This window comes from Bacillus sp. 0102A (assembly GCF_036765155.1).
Taxonomy (GTDB): Bacteria; Bacillota; Bacilli; order Bacillales; family Bacillaceae; genus Bacillus; species Bacillus subtilis_G.
On record NZ_JBAIZW010000001.1, the window covers coordinates 412,670 to 433,132 of the forward strand.

The 20,463-nt window shown below is 41.9% G+C and carries 20 protein-coding genes and 1 pseudogene; 11 read left to right on the top strand and 10 right to left on the bottom strand.

Annotated features, from left to right (window positions below; genetic code table 11):
- The first annotated feature begins 115 nt into the window (after positions 1-115).
- Genes nikA through nikE form a run of 5 tightly spaced genes read left to right on the top strand, consistent with a single transcriptional unit; the run spans position 116 to position 5,207 of the window.
- On the top strand, positions 116-1,735 hold the full coding sequence (gene nikA / locus V6D41_RS02435; RefSeq protein WP_333517167.1) for a nickel ABC transporter substrate-binding protein: 1,620 nt from the start codon (positions 116-118) through the stop codon (positions 1,733-1,735).
- Between the two features lie 9 nt (positions 1,736-1,744).
- The gene (nikB, locus tag V6D41_RS02440) at positions 1,745-2,689 is read left to right on the top strand and encodes a nickel ABC transporter permease subunit NikB (RefSeq protein WP_148962123.1); all 945 of its coding nucleotides are present in this window, start codon (positions 1,745-1,747) and stop codon (positions 2,687-2,689) included.
- Positions 2,686-3,516, top strand: a complete 831-nt coding sequence (gene nikC / locus V6D41_RS02445) for a nickel ABC transporter permease subunit NikC (RefSeq protein WP_333517168.1) — start codon at positions 2,686-2,688, stop codon at positions 3,514-3,516. The genes nikB and nikC overlap by 4 nt, the downstream gene beginning before the upstream one ends.
- A gap of 17 nt (positions 3,517-3,533) precedes the next feature.
- The gene (nikD, locus tag V6D41_RS02450) at positions 3,534-4,361 is read left to right on the top strand and encodes a nickel import ATP-binding protein NikD (RefSeq protein ID WP_333517169.1); all 828 of its coding nucleotides are present in this window, start codon (positions 3,534-3,536) and stop codon (positions 4,359-4,361) included.
- 24 nt (positions 4,362-4,385) lie between these two features.
- Positions 4,386-5,207 (top strand): nickel import ATP-binding protein NikE, encoded by an 822-nt coding sequence (gene nikE / locus V6D41_RS02455; protein ID WP_333517170.1) that lies wholly within the window; start codon positions 4,386-4,388, stop codon positions 5,205-5,207.
- A 201-nt stretch (positions 5,208-5,408) separates the two neighbouring features.
- Here the strand turns inward: nikE and V6D41_RS02460 are convergent.
- Positions 5,409-6,034, bottom strand: a pseudogene (locus V6D41_RS02460) (autotransporter-associated beta strand repeat-containing protein); the annotation flags it as partial.
- A 166-nt stretch (positions 6,035-6,200) separates the two neighbouring features.
- Positions 6,201-6,950, bottom strand: a complete 750-nt coding sequence (locus V6D41_RS02465; protein WP_333517171.1) for a metal-binding protein ZinT — start codon at positions 6,948-6,950, stop codon at positions 6,201-6,203.
- Between the two features lie 459 nt (positions 6,951-7,409).
- Here V6D41_RS02465 and V6D41_RS02470 point away from each other — a divergent pair, with 459 nt between their 5' ends.
- Genes V6D41_RS02470 through V6D41_RS02490 form a run of 5 tightly spaced genes read left to right on the top strand, consistent with a single transcriptional unit; the run spans position 7,410 to position 9,727 of the window.
- Positions 7,410-7,655, top strand: a complete 246-nt coding sequence (locus V6D41_RS02470; RefSeq protein WP_064814326.1) for a hypothetical protein — start codon at positions 7,410-7,412, stop codon at positions 7,653-7,655.
- 17 nt (positions 7,656-7,672) lie between these two features.
- Entirely contained in the window at positions 7,673-8,041 is a 369-nt protein-coding gene (locus V6D41_RS02475) for a spore coat protein (protein WP_333517172.1), read from the top strand.
- A gap of 18 nt (positions 8,042-8,059) precedes the next feature.
- The gene (locus tag V6D41_RS02480; protein WP_087993818.1) at positions 8,060-9,196 is read left to right on the top strand and encodes a zinc-dependent alcohol dehydrogenase; all 1,137 of its coding nucleotides are present in this window, start codon (positions 8,060-8,062) and stop codon (positions 9,194-9,196) included.
- Between the two features lie 19 nt (positions 9,197-9,215).
- Entirely contained in the window at positions 9,216-9,413 is a 198-nt protein-coding gene (locus V6D41_RS02485; protein ID WP_014480384.1) for a hypothetical protein, read from the top strand.
- Between the two features lie 14 nt (positions 9,414-9,427).
- Positions 9,428-9,727, top strand: coding sequence for a spore coat protein (locus tag V6D41_RS02490; protein ID WP_333517173.1), 300 nt, complete (start codon positions 9,428-9,430; stop codon positions 9,725-9,727).
- 107 nt (positions 9,728-9,834) lie between these two features.
- Here V6D41_RS02490 and V6D41_RS02495 read toward each other — a convergent pair whose 3' ends face one another.
- From V6D41_RS02495 to V6D41_RS02530, 8 genes are all read right to left on the bottom strand, one after another.
- Positions 9,835-11,868, bottom strand: coding sequence for a GH32 C-terminal domain-containing protein (locus tag V6D41_RS02495; RefSeq protein WP_333517174.1), 2,034 nt, complete (start codon positions 11,866-11,868; stop codon positions 9,835-9,837).
- Complete coding sequence (locus V6D41_RS02500) at positions 11,801-11,941, bottom strand: hypothetical protein (protein ID WP_333517175.1); 141 nt, start codon at positions 11,939-11,941, stop codon at positions 11,801-11,803. The genes V6D41_RS02495 and V6D41_RS02500 overlap by 68 nt, the downstream gene beginning before the upstream one ends.
- An 82-nt stretch (positions 11,942-12,023) precedes the next feature.
- Positions 12,024-12,851: a PTS fructose transporter subunit IID gene (levG, locus tag V6D41_RS02505; protein ID WP_014114571.1), complete on the bottom strand. Its 828-nt coding sequence runs from the start codon at positions 12,849-12,851 to the stop codon at positions 12,024-12,026.
- A gap of 22 nt (positions 12,852-12,873) precedes the next feature.
- On the bottom strand, positions 12,874-13,680 hold the full coding sequence (levF, locus tag V6D41_RS02510) for a PTS fructose transporter subunit IIC (protein WP_087993810.1): 807 nt from the start codon (positions 13,678-13,680) through the stop codon (positions 12,874-12,876).
- A gap of 16 nt (positions 13,681-13,696) precedes the next feature.
- Entirely contained in the window at positions 13,697-14,185 is a 489-nt protein-coding gene (levE, locus tag V6D41_RS02515) for a PTS fructose transporter subunit IIB (protein WP_333517176.1), read from the bottom strand.
- Positions 14,185-14,625: a PTS fructose transporter subunit IIA gene (levD, locus tag V6D41_RS02520; RefSeq protein ID WP_333517177.1), complete on the bottom strand. Its 441-nt coding sequence runs from the start codon at positions 14,623-14,625 to the stop codon at positions 14,185-14,187. The genes levE and levD overlap by 1 nt, the downstream gene beginning before the upstream one ends.
- A 189-nt stretch (positions 14,626-14,814) precedes the next feature.
- Positions 14,815-17,622: a transcriptional regulator LevR gene (levR, locus tag V6D41_RS02525; protein ID WP_333517178.1), complete on the bottom strand. Its 2,808-nt coding sequence runs from the start codon at positions 17,620-17,622 to the stop codon at positions 14,815-14,817.
- A 362-nt stretch (positions 17,623-17,984) separates the two neighbouring features.
- Positions 17,985-18,599 carry a hypothetical protein gene (locus V6D41_RS02530; RefSeq protein WP_333517179.1) on the bottom strand — a complete coding sequence of 205 codons (615 nt, stop codon included), beginning with the start codon at positions 18,597-18,599 and terminating at the stop codon, positions 17,985-17,987.
- Between the two features lie 401 nt (positions 18,600-19,000).
- Between V6D41_RS02530 and V6D41_RS02535 the strand changes: the two genes are divergently transcribed.
- Positions 19,001-20,389, top strand: a complete 1,389-nt coding sequence (locus tag V6D41_RS02535) for an amino acid permease (protein WP_333517180.1) — start codon at positions 19,001-19,003, stop codon at positions 20,387-20,389.
- Positions 20,390-20,463 lie beyond the last annotated feature (74 nt).

The window sequence follows — 20,463 nt, forward strand, 5'->3', positions numbered from 1 at the left end:
GAGTTAACACTTTATTAGTTTCAAAATAATCAATACCTATATTCTTACATTGACAAGGGTATGCCTCCTCCTTAAAATGAAAATGATTATCAACATCACTTAGGAGGAAATACAGATGCTTAGCGGGAAGATTCGTTTGAAAATTAAATTTACTTTCTTATCGATGCTCATCTTTTCTATTTTATTAGCAGGATGTACTAATGCAGGAAATTCAACAGAGATGAAAAAACATAACAATATGGTCACAATTGCTTGGCCTAGAGATATAGGCGAAATGAACCCGCATGTCTATAACCCTTCCCAATTGTTTGCCCAATCAATGGTATACGAGCCTTTGGTCACTTATGGAACGGGCGGGAAGCTTAAACCGCATTTAGCTGAGTCTTGGGATATATCTAATGACGGTAAAGTGTATACATTTCATTTGCGTAAGGATGTCAAATTCTCGGATGGAACAACCTTTAACGCAAAAATCGCGAAAAAGAATTTCGACTCCATTTTAAAACATCCTGAGTTGCATAGCTGGCTAGGATTTATGACAAAAATAGCTCAAACAAAAGTGATCGATGATCATACCTTTCAATTGACACTGACTGAACCATATTATCCAACCATTCAGGAGCTGGCAGTTGTACGGCCTGTTCGGTTTTTAGGAGAGGCTGGATTCCCTAAGGATGGCGATACATCAAAAGGTGTCGCAAAACCGGTGGGAACGGGTCCATGGGTATTGGACGAATATAAAGCTGATGAATATGCGATTTTTAAACGCAATGAAAATTATTGGGGTGAAAAGCCTAAAGTCGAGAAAATCAAGGTGAAAGTCATCCCAGACGCAGAAACAAGAGTGCTCGCATTTGAAAAAGGTGAATTGGACTTAATTTACGGTGAAGGCGTCATCAGCTTGGATGCATACAAGCAGCTGCAATCGACAGGTCAGTATGAAACTAGTCTTTCTGAACCGGTAGCGACGAGACAGCTTGTCATGAATACGAAAAAAGAACAACTTTCTGATGAACGTGTGCGCCAAGCCCTGCACTACGGTTTTGATAAAGACGCCATGGTGGAAGGCATTACCTCCGGGTTAGAAGAAAAAGCAGATCATATTTTGCCGACAACTTTCCCATACACGTCTGATATTGATGTAAAGCAAGTAAAATATGATGCGGAAAAAGCGAAAGCGTTATTAGATGCGGCCGGCTGGAAACTTCCGAAAGGCAAGACGGTTCGTGAGAAAGACGGAGAGCCTCTTGAATTTAGTTTAATGTATGATTCAGCGGAATCCATTCAAAAAGCAATGGCAGAAACGCTGCAAGCAGAGTGGGCAGCGATTGGAGTGAAGTTGAATCTTGAAGGAGTAGAATTGGCGACTCAGGTTAAGCGGTTCAAAGCGAATGAATTTGATATGAACTTCTTTAGCAACTATGGCTCGCCTTATGACCCGCATACATTTGTAAACATTGTCGCGTCAAAAGGATTTGGATTTAATGAAGCGATTTCTGCCTATCCAAACAAAGATAAGTTATTGAAGCAGATGGCAAAGGTTCCTCAAACAACTGATGAAAAAGAGCGTCAAAAGCTTTACTCATCTATTTTAACATCCCTTCAAGATCAGGGAGCCATCGTTCCGATCTCTTATATTAAAAAGACAGCGATCTACCAAAAGAATATGACAGACTTTACTTTCCCTGCCAACCGTGACGAACATCCATTTACAGGTATTCGCATGAAGCAGTAGGAGGCTTTTATGGGTATCTATATATTGAAACGAATCATGTCCATCATTCCAGTGTTTCTTTTAGCTGCGCTTCTGACAACTGGAATGATTCAACTCTCACCGGTTGACCCGGCTGAAGCGTATGTAGCAGCAGCGCATATCCAGCCAAACGATGACATTTTAGAACAAAAGAGACATGAGTTTGGCTTAGATCAACCATTCTTTATCCAATATGTAAACTCTATTTTGAAGATATGCCAATTCGATTTTGGCATATCTTATGTTTCGAATAAGCCGGTTTGGGACGAGGTTGCCCTCCGAATGCCAGCAACGATCGAACTTGCGCTTGGGAGTTTATTGATCGCGGTGCTTGTCAGTGTGCCTCTCGGCTTCTTTGCTGGAATCAAAAGAAATCGCGCAATTGATCATATCAGTCGCTTCATTTCCTTTTTCGGGGCATCCATTCCGACTTTTTGGTTAGGGTATATGTTGGTTTTTTTCTTTTCTGTTCAATTAGATCTTTTTCCAGTAGAAGGAATTGGGACATGGCAGCACCTCGTACTGCCGTCAATGACGCTGGCGCTTCCTTTAATTGCAATGTATACAAGGCTTTTGCGCGCCAGTGTGATAGAAAACCTGCAAGAACCGTATGTCCAATACGCAAAAATCAGAGGACTGAAAAATAAAAGCATTATGGCTAAGCATGTATTGAAAATGGCCATTTCTCCGATGATTACAGGACTAGGAATGAATCTTGGCAAACTTCTCACCGGAACAATTATTGTTGAAGTGGTTTTTTCTTGGCCTGGCTTTGGCCGTTATTTTATTGAGGCCATTTTCAATCGTGACATCCCGGTCATTCAATGCTATGTGTTCATAGCCGCCGCCTTTTTTATATTGAGCAGCTTAATCGTTGATCTCATTCAAATGTATATTGATCCGCGCATTTCCAGGAAAGAAGGGCAGTATCGATGATTATAAGCATACGCAGGATATACAAAAGTCAAAAAGTGATAACGGCATGCATCACCATATTATCCATTCTGTTTCTCATCGCTGTATTTGCCCCTTGGATTGCGCCGAATAATCCTGTTGCTGTTCATTTGGCATATAAGCTGCACCCTCCATCCTTGGAGTTCCCTTTAGGAACTGACCATTTAGGAAGATGCAACTTATCCCGCCTTTTGTACGGAACACGGATTTCTTTGGGATTTGCAATGCTCATTTTTATTTCCTCACTCGTGATCGGTCTCATTGTCGGTACGATTTCAGGGTATAAAGGCGGATGGGTTGATCAGCTGTTAATGAGATTTTGTGATGGTGTGATGGCCTTTCCAAACTTAATTTTAGTTCTTGGTCTAGTGGGCATATTCGGACCTGGACTTCCTCAAGTCATTCTTGCCCTCATGCTGGTGCAATGGGTCTATTATGCGAGAATCTTTAGAGGAATGGTGCTTAGCCTGAAAGAGGAAAACTTTATTAAAGCCGCAAAAATCAATGGATCATCACAATGGAAGATACTGAAAAAACATATCATACCTAATGTGCTCCCTCCCCTCGTTGTCATGGGTACATTGGAAATGGGCTGGGCCATTATGGACATATCCGCTATGTCGTTTCTTGGATTAGGCGTCCAGCCCCCAGCTGCGGAATGGGGAGCGATGATTCATGAAGGTAAATCGTATATTCGGACGAACCCTGAGTTGATGATTTATCCAGGGCTGATGATCATGGTTGTCGTGGTAACATTCAATTTATTGGGCGAGAGTTTATCAGAAAAATACGGAGTTAAACGTCGATGATAAAAAGGATGAGGAAGTTGGGAACAGAACAATCACCGGTGCTCAAAGTGAGAGATTTGCATGTACAGGCCAAAACGCAAAAAGGAGTTTCAACCCTAGTGCAAGACGTCAATTTCGAACTGAAGCGAGGTCAAATCCTTGGTCTGATTGGTGAGAGCGGATGCGGAAAAACAGTAACGGGCATGTCCATTCTTCAGATGCTTCATCAGAAAACAACCAAGGTGGAAGGAAGCATTTCCTTACAAGGCCGAGAATTAAACGGATTGGCAGATCAAGAAATGCGCAAGATCCGCGGCAAAGATGTTGCCTATATTATGCAAAATCCGATGAACGCTTTTACACCCGTTTTTACGATTGGTCATCAAATGGTCGAAACGATTCGCTCTCATACGTCTTTTAACAAAAAGCAGGCGAAGGAGCTTGCAATCGAAGCATTGCATAATGTGAGCTTATCCAATCCTGTTAAACTTTTAAAATCTTACCCTTTTCAATTAAGCGGCGGAATGCTTCAACGGGTGATGATTGCAACCGCTGTTTGCTTACATCCGGCCATTCTGATTGCGGATGAACCCACAACTGCACTAGACGTCAATAATCAGAAGACCGTGCTGAAACATTTAGACGCCATGCGCTCTGAATATGGAACGGCAATTTTGCTTATCTCTCATGATCTGGGTGTCATTGCTGAAATGGCGGACGAAGTCGCTGTGATGCAGAAAGGAAAAATCGCAGAAAAAGCAGATGTGTTTCAGCTGTTTGATGCACCAAAGCATGAATATACAAAGAAGCTATTGGGTGCACGTTTGACATTGCCAATAGATAAACGTTCCATTGGATCATGTTGATAGAATTTGATACGGGGTGATGAAGTGAGTTTACTACAAGTGAGAGGAGTCAGTCATTGTTATGGGGCTCGGACATTGTTTAAATGGCAAACCCAATCTAAACAAGTCCTTTCCGATATCAGCTTTTCGATTGACCAAGGTACATGCTTAGGCATGATTGGGCCAAGCGGAGCCGGTAAGAGTACATTGGGAAAAGTATTGCTTGGTTTAGAACGGCCGCAATTAGGTCAAATCCTTTTCCAAGGCCATGATATGTATAGCGCAAATAAATCGATCCGGCGAAAAATCCGTCGTGACCTTCAAGCTGTCTTTCAAGATTCATACTCGTCCGTCAACCCGCGAATGACAGCGGAACGGATTATCGCAGAACCATTAGAAAACTATGAAACACTTACAATAGCGGAACAAAGGCGAACCATCATCGAGCTGTTGGAAAGAGTAGGCTTAAGTGAACAGGATTTAACAAAATACCCGCACCAATTCAGCGGCGGTCAATTGCAGCGGATCAATATCGCTAGAGCAATCTCGCTCAAACCGAAGCTGATCGTATTAGACGAATCAGTCAGCAGTCTGGACATGGTAACCCAAATGCTTATACTCGATTTGTTAAAAGAGCTCAAAGATGAGTTTGGGTTATCGTATTTTTTTATTACGCATGATTTGAAAGCCGCTTATCAATTGAGTGACACACTAGGTGTACTGGATAACGGAAAATTAGTTGAACTTTACGAGTCCAAACTTCAGTTCTTTGCATCAGACCATCCAGCAGTAAAAGAGATGAAAAGCTCCATACTTGCAGAACACCCGCGCTTTCGTTCGATAGGAACAAAAACGGTTCAGCGATAAACTTGCTTAAGCCCTTTCATTACGTCAACTAGAAATGCCTCTTTCCTATGACAAAGGCAATGAAATCGTTCTTCGGTCGCCTGATCACCGGCGCAATCAATCAGCACGAACACTGATAAACATAAAAAAGCTGGCGCTAACGAGCACCAGCTTGATACTCTTTATGCTATAAACCCCCAGGCATCAGCACACCACGCAAAATTAATTTCCCTTGACTTTTAATTGGATACTGTTGGACTTATAGACGAGCTTCACTTTGTACTTGCTTGGCAAGCCCGTGGTTTCGATTGAAGAAAAGGATCCATTACGCTTATGATAGGTAATGATTGTGGATCCGTCAGCCGGTACATAATTGTCCGAAAAATGGAGACGTAATGTCCCTTTTATTTTTGCCTTGCCCTTGATTTGGAGCAGATCATGCTTACCGCTGAGATTGAGTTCAAGTATACCCTTGGCTGATTGTTTGTAGTCTCCACCGATGATCAGTTTTCCTGAGACATCTTCCTTCAGGATGCCTCTGTTGTTTGAAACATCACCTCTCCCAAAAGCTGTCTCGGAGCCGCCCTCAAGCGTACCCTGATTAATCCGCGTGCCGCCGGAGTATGTATTGTTCCCCTCCAGCTTTAACGTGCCTGTCCCCTTTTGGTAAGCTTTCCGATGCCGGAGATATCGTTGCGCCAGCGATCGAGTGCATAGAAGCCGCCTTTGGAAGAATCCATGGCCACGGTAACATTTTTGTCAAAAGCGCCATAGCCATCAGCGGCGGAAAAGAGATCAAGCCTTCCCCACCCTTCCCCATCATCAAGAACAGGATAAACGGAAGAGAGCGAAAAAGCTGCTGACTCCTCGTCAGCAGCTTTTTCAGAGACATCTAAGTAATCACTCTCTACAAAGGTAGACGTGTTTCCCTTTCTATCTATTTTCACAGTGAAAAAATGACCGTTTGTTTTGTGCAAAAGAAATAATACACTTCATGGGCATGTTACTCCTCAATTAATGCGCCATCATCTCATGGGCAATATCATGTCCGTCCATTTCTGACGGATAGTAGGTAGGCCAGTTTTTGACTTCATCGAGTAAAGCTTCACGGTCATCACCCCAATACAGATGGTAATGACTAGCTTTAGTCGGATAGATACTATGATCACTAAACTGAATATACTGAGGAAGGCCTTCAGCTTTTTTATCCAGTTTGAAGATGTATCTTACCCCTCTATTGCCCGCATCATATGTTAAAATTTCATACCCGTCATAAGTATACTTACCAGAATATTCTTTTCCGTTTTTGAAGAACTTTACAGTATCTTGCTGGATTAAGATACGGTCAACATCTGTTTTATACCCTTTTTTATAATACTCTTTATATTCTTCAGCTGTCTTGTCACCTTCATGTTCTGATTTATGCGAAAATACTTCATCAAGAGTGCCATCTTGCAGGTACGGATATACTGATTGCCAGTCTCCTTCCCAATCAGAAAGTGACCGATCCTTTACTTGGCTGTTTTTAAAATAGCCTTCATAAATTTTTTCTGTCTCTTTATCATGTGCATGTGCATGACTATGATCGTGATCATGATCATGAGATTCAGATGTTTGCTCTTGGGTTTTAGAAGAGTCTTCTGCAACTGATGAACTTGTTTTATGAGACTCACCTTTTGATGAATCTGAAGCCTGACATCCTGCCAATACTAGTAATGAACCAATCGTTAATATACCTAACCTCTTACAAAATAAAATTCCCATTACAACACTCCTTCTCATTAAAACGAAATAATTACGATTTGTATTATACAACGATCTTGTTAAAATATCAAAGGGAAAATGACCGAATAATGACTGAGTGCACTTTCCAGCCCCTCTCTCCTTATAAACACCGTGCGTCTGACTTGCCTACATCCGATTAATTTGCCATAAATCAAGTCCTTTAAAAGTGAAATTATTCCTAAGTTTTCGTTTCAAAGATACCCTATCCTTATAGAACCCCCCCCCTTTTAATCAGTTGTTTGTAATCATTTCATTAACTTGTAGCAGGAGCCGTTAGGCCGACGTCACCGCGTACAGATAGTTCATGCATCTTCGTGTACATGATTAGAATCATTCAATTTATATTGAATATGCAATTTTTTGCGGCGCAATGTTCTTTCTGTATGCTTCAAATTCATTTAGGGAAAAGTAACGTTGATTAAAGGAGGTTAAATCAATATGGATCATCAAACATTAGCTGCTCACGAGGCTGTAGACCTACATGAAATCGTGAACTTTAAAACACTTTGTATAGCGAAATCGAAATTAATGCAGGGACTTGTGTTTGATCAAGACCTGAAGGACTTGATGCAAAAAGATGTGCAGCAATCCATTCAAGATCTTACTGACTTACAAGCGGTTTATGAGCGTGCGCCATTTCAGGCCCCTGTCCCTGAAAGCCGTCCAACGCCAATCATCAATTGAAAGGAAGGTAAGCACCTTTGAACCATGATCATTTAGACCCTATTAATTCGCTGAATGTGCCTGAACTTGCCGATACCACATTTGCGATGGATTTTCTGATAAGAACAAAAGAAGGCGTGAGAAATATTGCTGTAGCTTTGACTGAAACCGCTTCTCCAGATGTAAGAGCCTTGTTGCGGAAACAGCTAATGCAAGGAATCGCGATGCATCAAGAGATTACAGAACTGATGATAAGCAAAAAGTGGTTTCACCCGTATGAGCTGAGCGAACAATATAAGCTGGATCAGCTCTCTGCAAAAAACACGATCATGGTCGGCAACATGGATCTCTTTCCTGTTAAAACAAATCGAAAAGGGATGTTTGACCGGACACCTGATGAACGCTAACACTGGAGGTTTTACAGCATGAAGGCAGTAACGTATCAAGGCATTAAAAATGTTGTTGTCAAAGATGTGCCAGATCCAAAGATTGAAAAATCCGATGACATGATTATAAAAGTTACCAGTACAGCCATTTGCGGATCGGATTTGCATTTAATCCATGGATTGATTCCTAATCTGCAAGAAGACTATGTCATCGGCCATGAACCGATGGGCATCGTTGAAGAAGTTGGGCCGGGAGTGACAAAGGTGCAAAAAGGCGATCGCGTCATTATTCCTTTTACGATCGCCTGCGGTGAATGCTTTTTTTGTAAGCACCAGCTGGAAAGCCAGTGTGATCAATCTAATGACAACGGCGAAATGGGCGCCTATTTCGGCTATTCAGGGGATACTGGCGGTTATCCAGGCGGGCAGGCAGAATATTTAAGAGTGCCCTTTGCGAATTTTACCCATTTTAAAATTCCTGAAACCTGTGAGGAGCCCGATGAGAAGTTAAGCGTGATATCCGATGCCATGACCACCGGTTTCTGGAGTGTAGACAATGCCGGTGTAAAAGACGGCGATACAGTTATTGTTCTCGGCTGCGGGCCAGTCGGCCTTTTTGCTCAAAAGTTTTGTTGGTTAAAGGGGGCAAAGCGTGTCATAGCGGTTGACTATGTAAACTACCGCTTACAGCATGCCAAACGAACAAATCAAGTAGAAATCGTTAATTTTGAAGACCATGAGAATACAGGGAGTTACTTGAAGGAAATCACCAAAGGCGGAGCGGATGTTGTTATTGACGCTGTTGGGATGGATGGGAAAATGAGCGACCTTGAGTTCCTTGCCAGCGGATTAAAACTTCATGGCGGAACGATGAGTGCATTGGTCATTGCTTCCCAAGCCGTTCGCAAAGGCGGAACCATCCAAATTACAGGTGTGTATGGAGGAAGATATAACGGTTTTCCGTTAGGAGATATTATGCAGCGAAACATCAATATACGCTCTGGACAAGCTCCGGTAATCCACTATATGCCATACATGTTTGAATTAGTGTCAACGGGCAAAATTGATCCGGGAGATGTTGTAAGCCATGTTCTGCCGCTTAGTGAAGCCAAGCATGGTTATGACATTTTTGATACAAAAATGGATGACTGTATAAAAGTAGTGTTAAAACCTTAAAAAAACGGAGGTTGCAGAAATGGAATATGCCTTACATGAAGTGCTTGAGGTCCAAGAAATGACTGCATTTAAGACCCTTTGTTTGACGAAATCCAAAACAATGAAAGCGCTGGTATCTGATCCGAAGCTTAAAGAAATCATGCAGCAAGACGTTGATATTACCACACGGCAGTTACAGGAATTTGCCTCTATTTTATCTAATGCAAAGCATGAATGAGGAGATGAATGATCATGAATCCTATCATTGAATATCTGACCGGCATGAACGTTTTAACAGACCAAATCATAGCCATGGACTTATTGATTGCAGCAAAAAACGGAGTCAGAAATTATGCGATGGCCGCAACGGAAGCTGGGACGCCTGAAGTGAAAGAGATCCTTACCCGTCATTTGGAAGAAGCCCTTGATATGCATGAACAAATCTCAAGCTATATGATGGAAAAGGGCTGGTACCACCCTTGGAACACAGATGAACAAGTCAAGCTGAATTTGCAAAATATTAATACTGCGATTAAATTACCCACCCTTTAATACATTGATTGATTTGCTGAGGAACAGTATTGATCAACTCAACCGTTCCTCAGCTTCTGTTTTTATTAAACGCTTAATTTAGTTTACTACATGAAGATCCCGCTATTTCAAGACCCCTTGTTTACATTTTGAAAGACAGCAGTTGCATCCCACACATTTAAGCCGAATTGACCTTCGGAGAATGTGGAATCATTCGTATCAATTACAAGACGATCATCTAAATAGATTTTGAAGTGATCACCCCGAGCCTCAGTTTTCAGATGATACTTCTTATTTACGTCTATCGGTGTTTTGTATTCGGCAATGACAGAAGCAGCACCGTTCTCAAATTTAAAGAATTTCACTAAGTCATGTTTCGCATCCACATTGGCAAGATAACCATTTTGGGCATCTTTGTCAGAGCGAAACATAAGCGCTCCTGCCCCCCTTCCGTTTCCATCCTTAATGGTGATATCAGATTCATAGGTGAAGTCAGATCCGGATGCTGAAGACAAAATAAAGGAATCACCCTCCGATCTTCCTTGTTTTCCTTCAATTGTGTCGGCCCACGTGCCATTTACAGTCGTCCAGCCAGCCAAATTAGAGATGAAAGGTGATGTTCCCCATACCTTTTTTAAAGGGTATATCGTTAAAGATTTCACCTTTACACCGCCATTCGCCGCATATAATTCTAGACCGTTGCTTGATCGATCCGGGAGTATGATGTCGGTTATGACCTGCTGTCCGTCATTCCCAAATACTTCAACTGAAGAGCGGTCGACAAAAATGCGCATCTTTACCCTTCCATTTACCGGTTTCAGCGGAGCTGTTTGTTTTCCGGTGTTAAAGGTCGGATTAAAGGTGACGTTCCCCGACTCACTCCGGTCAACGAACAGTTTGGCATTTTTTCGATCATAGCCGACTTTTGTGAATTGATTTCTGCCTGTTCGAACTTTAAAACCAAATTCAGCAGCTGAACGTGGTGTCACTTGAAATTCTGCATGTAGTTCATACGCATCTCCAGATAGGCCCGCTAACACATTTTGGCTTGTGGTCGATACGGTCTGATTCTTCCACTTTTTAGAGGTTCCGCGAATGGTTTGCAGCTCTTTTACTGGTGTTTGGACGACCCTAACCCCTCCAGTAAGCGTTTTCAATTTTAACTCTCTTGGAATGGACGCCGCACTTCTCCATGGGGAGGTAGGAACATCATTCGCATATTGCCAATTGCTCATCCACCCTAACCATAGCCGCCGGCCGTCTGAGGATGGAATATCGGACCAGGATACAGCCGCATAAAAGTCTTTGCCGTAATCCGTCCAGAGAACTTTGTTTGACGGATTTTCATTTTTAAAATGAGTTCCATCAAAGTCCCCTACAAAATATTGCATGCCTGATCCTCCCGAAACCGCTCCGTTTCCGACACTGACCTGCATCACCCATTTTTTTTGATTCGGATTGCCGTCTACCGGAAGCTCAAACAAATCCGGGCACTCCCATACTCCCCCATGGCTCCCTTGTCCCTGTCCAAACTCACTTGCATATGTCCACTGCTTCAGATTTTTTGATGTATAAATGAGGATTCGGTCATCGGCCGCAAGCACCATCACCCACTTGTTTTCTTTTTCATACCAAAAGACCTTCGGATCGCGAAAATCTTTTTTTCCCGGGTTCGGAATGACAGGGTTGCCAGCGTATTTCGTCCACGTTCTTCCTTTGTCATTGCTATAAGCAATGCTTTGCACTTGATGGCCTTCCCTGTCCTGTGTATAAACAGCCACAAGCGGCTTCTCTTCGCCTGTTTGAAAACCGCTTGTGTTATTTCTATCTACAACTGCGCTTCCAGAAAAGATCGTGCCTTTGTCATCCGGAGCCAGCGCAACAGGAAGGTGCTTCCACGTAACCAAATCTTTGCTCACGGCATGCCCCCAATGCATGGGGCCCCACTGAAGCCCGTATGGATGGTATTGATAGAACAAATGATATTCTCCAGCATAATAGACCATCCCGTTTGGATCATTCATCCAGTTTGCCTCCGGTGTGAAATGATATTGAGGACGATAATCTTCATCATAGTAGCTTGAATCTGCTGCCTCAACTGAAAAGGCGATAGTGAACAGCAGGGTAAACATAATAATGACTTGAATAAGTCTCTTTTTCATTTGTTTCGCTCCTCTCTTCATGTTTGATCACTTTCAAGAGAGACTGCTGCGCAAGTTGATCCGTTTCTGGCAATTCTCCTCTGTTCGCTGTTATCCGAATGATTGATATATGGTAGATTGCTGCAGTTTCCCTCTTCTTTCTTACATCACACAGCTTATGCTAAAAATCCAGCCCAATATCCAAGAATCCCGATAATAAAGATCCCGCAAATAATGAGAAGAGGATTCACCCCTTTGCGCAGCATCCATGCCACCAATAACGTTAACCCTAGAGGCAGCGCCCCCGGCATGATGCTGTCTAACACATTTTGTACGGTTTGAACATCCACTTTTCCGCTTTCATCCTTAATCCTGGACACAACGATGGGAATGTTGATGGTGGTCCATTTGGAAACGAGAGCTCCCATTACAAATAACCCGAGAATTGAAGCGCCCTCTGTCAGCTTTTGAATGCGATTCCCCGCTAAATCCTGCAGAATCTCCATTCCTTTCACATAGCCATACTTTAATCCGTAATATTTTGTGCTTAATCTTATGGCGTTCAGCAAGAAAAAGAATAGCAAAGGACCGGCAATGTTTCCGCCTAAAGCAAGGGATGCCCCTAACGCAGCTAAGACCGGGCGAATGGTTCCCCAGAAAATCGGGTCGCCTACACCCGCTATCGGCCCCATCAAACCGATTTTCATTCCGCTGATCGCTTTTCCATCAATTCCTTTATTGTTCGCCATTTCTTCTTCCATGGCTGCCGTCACGCCAAATATAGGCGCTGTCAGCCACGGATGTGTATTAAACCATTCCAAATGCCGCTGCAAGGCTTCGTTTCTTTTCGCGCCGGGACCGTATAGTTTTTTGATCGCCGGTATCATCACATAACAATAACCCATGGCCTGCACACGTTCGAAGTTAAAGGAGCCGAGCAAAAAATTTGAACGAATAAACATGCTGAAAATTTCTTTTTTCGTTAATCGCTTTTCTTTCTCCATCTTTTTCATCCCCCCTCATGGTTTAGGCATCAAGATCATCATCGTCATCATAAACACCGACTTGGCCACTGTCAGATGCGGCGGCCACCGCTCCGTGCGCAGTATGTTTTTGCATCATCTGCTGGTATAAAAGCGCCAGACAGAGACCGAGGGCTCCAAATCCTACTAAGTTGAAATCGGTAAACGCCGCTAATAAGAAACCAATATAGAAAAATGGCTTTAAATAAGGAATATTCATCATATTGATCACCATGGCATATCCGACAACAACGATAATGCCTCCACCTATTTGCAGCCCTTTTGTAATCACATCCGGAATATTGCCCAAGAACGCCTGAACAGCGCTGACACTGATCAATGCGACAATCAAAGTCGGTATCATGACGCGAAGCGCTTGAAACACCATCGCGGTTATATGCATAATTTCAATTCCTTTTATATTCCCTTCTTTTGCGTATTGATCAGCGCGGTGAATGAAAAAGACAGTGATCGTCCGCACAAAAATCGTCAGCGCTTGACCAGCAGCTGCCAAAGCAACAGCTACGGCAATACCTTCGCCAATTCCCTGATCAGCGGTAATGACTAAAATGGTTGAGATGACAGAGGCGATCGCTGTATCAGGCGCCATAGCAAGGCCGACGTTCATCCAGCCCAGCGCCATCAGCTCCAGTGTGCCACCGAGAATAATTCCTGTCTTTAAATCCCCGAGCACCAAGCCAACCAGCGTGCAGGCCACAAGCGGCCGGTGTGTCTGCCCTTCATCCAATACACTTGCGATTCCGGTGATTGCTGCAATGATTAACAACAAAATAATTTGTAATGAAGACATATTCTCATCCCCTTGATTATTTTGTTACGTTCCGTAAAATCTGTACAAAGTCCTCGCTGGCATCTGAAGGCAGCTGCCTCAACTCCAGTGTCACGCCCAGATCACTTAATGTTTCAAACGCCTTTATATCTTGCTCTGTGACGCTGACTGATTTTGTGATTTGCCTGCGATGATTTTCAAAACGCATCCCTCCAACGTTTACTGTTTTGATCGGTACGCCTGCTTCTACAAGAGATACAATATCGGACGGATTTTCAAACAAGAGCATTGCCGTTACCCCTTCATAACGCGGACTATGAAATGCTTTTGCCATTTTTGAAACCGAAACGGCACTCGCTTTTACATTTGAAGGCGCAACAGAAAGGATCAGCGCTTTTCTCATGTCGTCCTGTGCAATATCATCGGAGACAACGATAATTCGGTCTGCCGCATGGACTTTAATCCACCTTGTCAGGATTTGGCCGTGAATAAAGCGGTCATCAATTCTTGCTAACACAATGTTCATCACAATTCATCCTCTCTTGTTTCTTGATTGGCTGTTTTTACTTTTTCTAAATGTTCACTGCACACTTGAAAGCTTTGCTGGCTCATTGCTTTTAAGTTGTTCAGCAAAGCTTTAAGTGTCAGATGTTCTCTCAGGCTTAATACCTCCAGCAGAATCGGCAGGTTTACGCCGGCTGCCATATCCATTCTTTGATCTTCAGCAATGAAAGAAGCTGCCGCGTTATATGGCGTTCCTCCAAAAATATCGACTAAAAAAAGCACTTCATTTTCTTCCGGAATGTCTTTGAGCGCCTGATGATATTTTTCTTGCAGCGTTTGAACCCCTTCTCCTTTAAAAAACGGCACTGCAATCAGGTTATTTTCTTCACCGAATATCATCCCTGAAGACTCTTTTAATGCTATGGGAAAATCTCCATGACCACTGATAATAACTGAAATCATATCCATTGCTCCTTTCCTGTTTTGTACATCCATATATAATGCAAGGATCGTGCCAACAAAGTTGTGTTAAGCGCTTTCATTAAGTTTTCAGCAAATGACAGACGGTTGTTGAAACACTTGAAATCAAAAAAATAAACCTGTATTAAAATGGCGTTCCATTTAATACAGGTTCACATAAAAAAAACGCTTTTAAAACAGCTGGCCAGGCACTTCTTCAGCGAAGATGGCGGCTATAAATAATTTTTCATCATCACTTATGCGAAGTCCAAGCTTTTGTTCATATGGGGCTAATGTACGTTCTGTCACGTTCAGCATTCTTTTTAGCTGTTCATTTATTTCATCTTCCTCTGAGAAAGCTATCGGATTCTGCTTCATCACCCTCTCAAAGGCGAAAGCCGTATGCATGATGACTTTGATTAAAACAGCATTATTGAAAATGACTCCCAGCTCATCTTGAACGGTTTGCAGCCACTCTAATAACATCTCGATCATATGGTGGGGGTTCAAGAAGACAAGGTACTTTTTCAAGCTATCCTCGCAAAGCTCCCTGACAATGATATTCGCTTCGTTCAATCCATTGCTCAAGGGGATGCTTCCTTTGGTAATCGCCTGTTGAATCAGCTTCTCTCCCTCCCCTTCAATTAACACTTCTAAAGATACATGCGGAGCATTGATTTTAGGGTCTTTCGTTCCGACTGTCACAAGGATCTCATACTCTTTTTCAATTTCTTTTATGTTGTTTGCCAATTTAATGGATGAAACAGTCAATATGTGAATCGGGGTATCAGAGGCCTTGTTTACGATCGTTGTCAGGATGTCTTCCAGCTTTTTGGCCGTCCCGCTGCCTGTCGTACAGATGGAAACCAATGCCTTTTTTTTGCCGGCTACCGCTGGCTGCCGCTCCCATAACTCAATAAAATCCTTCGTGACCGATTGATAGATTGCATGCAAATTTAAATTCAAATAGTTCACTTTTCTGACAGCATCCAGCACCATTGAGGTCGTCACATTGCTGATTGTTTTGATGGCAATGCCTGTCTTTTCCTCCAGCTTGCTTTCCAGCATCGCAAGTGACCCCATATCTACCAGCATTAAAACACCTTCTCCTTCGTCAACCTGTTTCATTTTTTCCGCTACGCATTCGATAATGTCCGAAGGTGAAACAGAAAGCGGCATGTCAACTGCTGCAATGGGAGTGCTTCCTAACAGTTCTGTCGCGACTTCAACCATTGAACTCGCCGTGCTATTTCCATGTGCAGCCACGATAATACCAACCCTTTTGTTCTCTTTTAACGATTTGATGGAATGAATCAGCATTGTTAAGTAGATGACTTCTATTTCCGGGATGGCCACTTTAAAATATTTCTGAATTTGATCTTTAAATATCATCGCCACCCGATATTCTTTCACATGAGTGTCACGGATTTCATCAGTCTCCTGTGTATTTAAAACATCAATTTGTTTTCCGCGCTTTAAAAATGCGTCAATATGCATACTCAAGAAATAAATAAATTTACGGTCAAATGTGCAAGCCAGCTCATGCTCAGCTATTTCTTTTAACTGTTTGGTCATTTGAATCACGTCGTCTTCAACGAATGTCAGCAGGCTGTCCTTTTGAAACGCCCGATGATGAAAAAAACTTCTGACATGCAAATGGATATCAGTTAAGATGTACTGATTAATATCCTTTTTGGATAATCCTTCTTTCATAAGGGTTTTTACTTTTTCCTCGATCAAATGATACAAGTTAAATGAGAGGTCTTCGTCAATTTTTGTTGTTTCATCTTCTACAATCGGAGAGATAATCGTTGTAATATTGACATATTCAGAAATAGCTTTGCTTCTTTGCATGTTTTTGCTACTGGACATCCATTCTTGCTTGATTTCATCCGGCAGATCCCGAACAGTCAGTTCAATAACCTCATTTTTTTCAAGGTTGTGCAAAAACCCGTGTGCACAAACTAACTGGACATTTGATTTCAGCTGCCCCACATTTCCAAATTTCGCAGAATGAATAAGCGCATTATAGACATCTATGTGCACACTCAGATTTTTCTTAATTCGCTCTGCTTCTTTCCCTAATAAAAACGTCGTCAGATCCACTCTTTCTTTAAGCGATCGTTCTTCAAGCGAAGGAATATGTATGGTCATTGGAATTCTTCGCAAAAATGTTTTCAATAAAGCAGAACTCGGATTTTCTGTTGTGGCGGAAATAAACAATACGTTCGATGTTCGTTTATGTTCAGATTCCCCAAGCCGGTTATAAGAACCGCTGTCAATAAAATAAAACAGCATTTCCTGCCCCTCAGGAGGGAGACGGTGGATTTCATCCATAAAAAGAATGCCCCCATCTGCCTGTTCGACTAAGCCAGCCTTATCCTCGCCGGCACCTGTAAATGAACCTTTTTTGTGTCCGAATAATTGAGATAGCAATAATTGAGGATTGTTGTAGTAATCTGCACAGTTAAATGTAATAAATGGTGAGCCGGCCTTCAAAATGTCAGAGTAAATGGCAAACTGGTAAATACGGTTCACAAAAAGAGATTTACCGGAACCAGTCGGCCCTAGGAGGAGCATATGCAGGCCGTTCGGCGGATAAAAAACAGCTGCTTTTGCCTGAGAAATGGCTTTCTTCAAACTGCCTTTTGCCCCAATCATAAGCTCTAGAGGATTCGTAGAAATAGGTTGATGTTTCTGTTTGGAATTCCCAGAAAACGGCTTCAGGCTTTTCACTTCCATCAACTCGGTATCCCATTTCTTGTTGCATAACCTTTCCGCTATTTCGACTGGGATGTATCGCACAGGAAACGATTTTATTTTTATGACCTTTTTGGACCGGACGAGATTGTTCAACTCAAAACTGACATTGGACCGCTCCATTTTCAACTGATCAGCAATTTCCTTTGCTGAACTCCCCTGTACTTTTAAAAGATGATCTAAACTGGAATCATGAAAATTATGCATAAGCTGATGGTATATTTTATCTATTCTTTTCACGTCTATCATCCTTTGTCCTTATTAGATAAGCCCTGAATATTCCGAATCTTCATGGCGGAAACATCTCATTCTACACTTCCAGAAAGGCCTCTATAGCAGATTGACATGCCGGCCTTTTATGCTTATGTGTTTAGAATGTTGAATCATTTACATCTCATATTAGTATTTTAGATTCGCGTTCCCCAGGGCTGGACTCCTTCCAAAGTAATAATCAGTAAACAGTTTATCATTCTTGAGGAATGTAATGATGCCAAAATCACGAATGACAAAAAATGAATCTTAAAGACTAGGTCAAATCACCTAAAATACATCCAATTGAAACAAAGAAATGGCGTACACTCTATGTGTGTCCGCCGCAGTGATCACGATAAAAAATCAGGATTCAGCAACTGCTCGATCTTTCTCTTTTCATTATGCAAAACTTCTTCATCTTTACAATACATCTGGAAAGTCAGTGAATCTGTAAACATAAAAACTTTATCTCCATCGGCAAAAAATAAATATTGATGATTTCTTGCAGCCATTTTGCCCAGAATTGAAAAATCTCCGATATGATCGATTTGATATCCCCTGCTGGTCTCAATCAAAGCGGGCGTATGATCATACAATCCGCTACCTATTAAAAAAGCCTTGTACGCTTCATAAGCATCAGCAAACTCATCACCCAGATGACATTCACCCTCCCAGTCATTACTTAGAAATGGCGTAACAACTGTTTGCCCGAAAGTTGATAGATAAGGAGATATCCATTGAAAAAATAGATCCTCCATATGCACCCACTGTTTTTTTGAGATTTTTATATTTGAATACGGATTCTCGACTGATTCAAAACCGAATGATTGATAAAAACCTTTTATTTCAAGCTTATTCTCCGGGAGGCCAATCAGGATGCGATGTTTATTATTCTTTTGATGCTCCCAATCAAAAAACTGATATTCTGATAAAATTTTCAATAGCTGTGCTGTATGTAAGTTCATTATATGTCCTGCCTCATGTCATTCAATTCGCCTGTATCCTTAGTAATGCCCTCATAAGCATACTGTTATCATCTATCCTAGCAAAACAAAAAAGACATCGTCAAAACAATGTCTTTTTGTTTGCCATTACATATTTGTTACTGTTTTCACTCGGTCACGAATGACGGTTACGCCAGTAGGACGTTTTACCAAGACCTCTTTTCCTCACTGAGCATTTACCTTTTTTCTGCTATTCAATAAAACTGGGAGTGAAAATAAAGAGTGAGAGACATTTAGCACCTGTACGAACAAGCAAATGAAAATTATATTTTTAAAATTTAAAAAGTAAACATTGTATTCTTTTAGATGGTATAATATCCGATAAAACTTTATTCATCTTTTATTATTGGAGGAAAACAAAATTGAGAGGCAATTCTAACAAAGACAATTTTGGACAACAACAAAAATTGTCTAGAGGCCTTAAAAACAGGCATATACAATTAATGGCGATTGGGGGTGCAATCGGGACAGGTTTATTCTTAGGCTCAGGAAAATCCATCCACTTTGCGGGCCCATCTATTTTATTTGCTTACATGATCACCGGTGTATTTTGCTTTTTCATTATGCGTTCGCTCGGAGAACTGCTCTTATCAAATACGGGATATCACTCTTTCGTTGATTTTGTAAGGGACTATCTAGGAGACATGGCAGCGTTTATTACTGGCTGGACCTACTGGTTCTGCTGGATTTCTCTCGCGATGGCTGATTTAACGGCGGTCGGGATTTATACGCAATATTGGCTGCCTGCGGTGCCTCAATGGCTGCCGGGTCTTCTTGCGCTTATCATCTTGCTGATCATGAACCTTGCAACCGTTAAACTTTTCGGAGAATTAGAATTCTGGTTTGCATTGATCAAAGTTATCGCCATTTTGGCTCTTATCGCAACTGGTATTTTCTTGATAGCGAAAGGTTTTTCCGTTGATTCCGGCACAGCCAGCCTCACGAACCTTTGGAGCCACGGCGGCATGTTTCCAAATGGATGGCATGGATTTATCCTTTCATTCCAAATGGTTGTCTTCGCTTTTGTGGGAATTGAACTTGTTGGATTGACTGCAGGTGAAACTGAAAATCCTCAAAAAGTGATCCCTAAAGCCATCAATCAAATCCCAGTTCGGATTTTACTTTTTTATGTCGGCGCACTTTTTGTCATTATGTGTATCTATCCTTGGAACGTTTTGAACCCAAATGAAAGCCCATTTGTTCAAGTCTTTTCTGTTGTAGGCATCGTTGCCGCCGCCAGTATGATCAATTTTGTTGTATTAACATCAGCGGCATCAGCGGCCAACAGCGCTTTATTCAGCACAAGCCGCATGGTCTATTCTCTCGCCAAGGATCATCACGCCCCTGGATTATTGAAGAAACTGACTTCTTCTAAAGTTCCAAGCAATGCGCTGTTCTTTTCAACCATCGCCATTCTGATTGGCGTTAGCCTGAATTATATAATGCCCGAGCAAGTCTTTACATTGATTACAAGTGTTTCTACCATATGTTTCATTTTCATTTGGGGCATTACGGTGATTTGCCATTTGAAATATCGAAAATCAAGGCAGGATGAAGCGAAAGTAAACAAATTTAAAATGCCCTTTTACCCATTATCCAACTATTTAACACTCGCATTTCTCGCGTTCATTCTTATCGTATTGGCACTGGCGAATGATACACGTGTTGCTTTATTTGTCACTCCGGCCTGGTTTGTTTTATTGATTATCATGTATAAGGTACAGACCACCAGGGGACATAAGATAAAATAACAAAAAGACAAGGGATACACACTCCCTTGTTTTTTTGTATTAAAAATGATACTGCCGGACTAAAAGAGAATTTG

Coding starts and splice junctions, on each gene's coding strand:
- nikA (WP_333517167.1), top strand. CDS start 116: ATGCTTAGCGGGAAGATTCGTTTGAAAATTAAATTTACTTTCTTATCG.
- nikB (WP_148962123.1), top strand. CDS start 1,745: ATGGGTATCTATATATTGAAACGAATCATGTCCATCATTCCAGTGTTT.
- nikC (WP_333517168.1), top strand. CDS start 2,686: ATGATTATAAGCATACGCAGGATATACAAAAGTCAAAAAGTGATAACG.
- V6D41_RS02465 (WP_333517171.1), bottom strand. CDS start 6,950: ATGGGAATTTTATTTTGTAAGAGGTTAGGTATATTAACGATTGGTTCA.
- V6D41_RS02470 (WP_064814326.1), top strand. CDS start 7,410: ATGGATCATCAAACATTAGCTGCTCACGAGGCTGTAGACCTACATGAA.
- V6D41_RS02480 (WP_087993818.1), top strand. CDS start 8,060: ATGAAGGCAGTAACGTATCAAGGCATTAAAAATGTTGTTGTCAAAGAT.
- V6D41_RS02485 (WP_014480384.1), top strand. CDS start 9,216: ATGGAATATGCCTTACATGAAGTGCTTGAGGTCCAAGAAATGACTGCA.
- V6D41_RS02490 (WP_333517173.1), top strand. CDS start 9,428: ATGAATCCTATCATTGAATATCTGACCGGCATGAACGTTTTAACAGAC.
- V6D41_RS02495 (WP_333517174.1), bottom strand. CDS start 11,868: ATGAAAAAGAGACTTATTCAAGTCATTATTATGTTTACCCTGCTGTTC.
- levG (WP_014114571.1), bottom strand. CDS start 12,851: ATGGAGAAAGAAAAGCGATTAACGAAAAAAGAAATTTTCAGCATGTTT.
- levF (WP_087993810.1), bottom strand. CDS start 13,680: ATGTCTTCATTACAAATTATTTTGTTGTTAATCATTGCAGCAATCACC.
- levE (WP_333517176.1), bottom strand. CDS start 14,185: ATGAACATTGTGTTAGCAAGAATTGATGACCGCTTTATTCACGGCCAA.
- levD (WP_333517177.1), bottom strand. CDS start 14,625: ATGATTTCAGTTATTATCAGTGGTCATGGAGATTTTCCCATAGCATTA.
- V6D41_RS02530 (WP_333517179.1), bottom strand. CDS start 18,599: ATGAACTTACATACAGCACAGCTATTGAAAATTTTATCAGAATATCAG.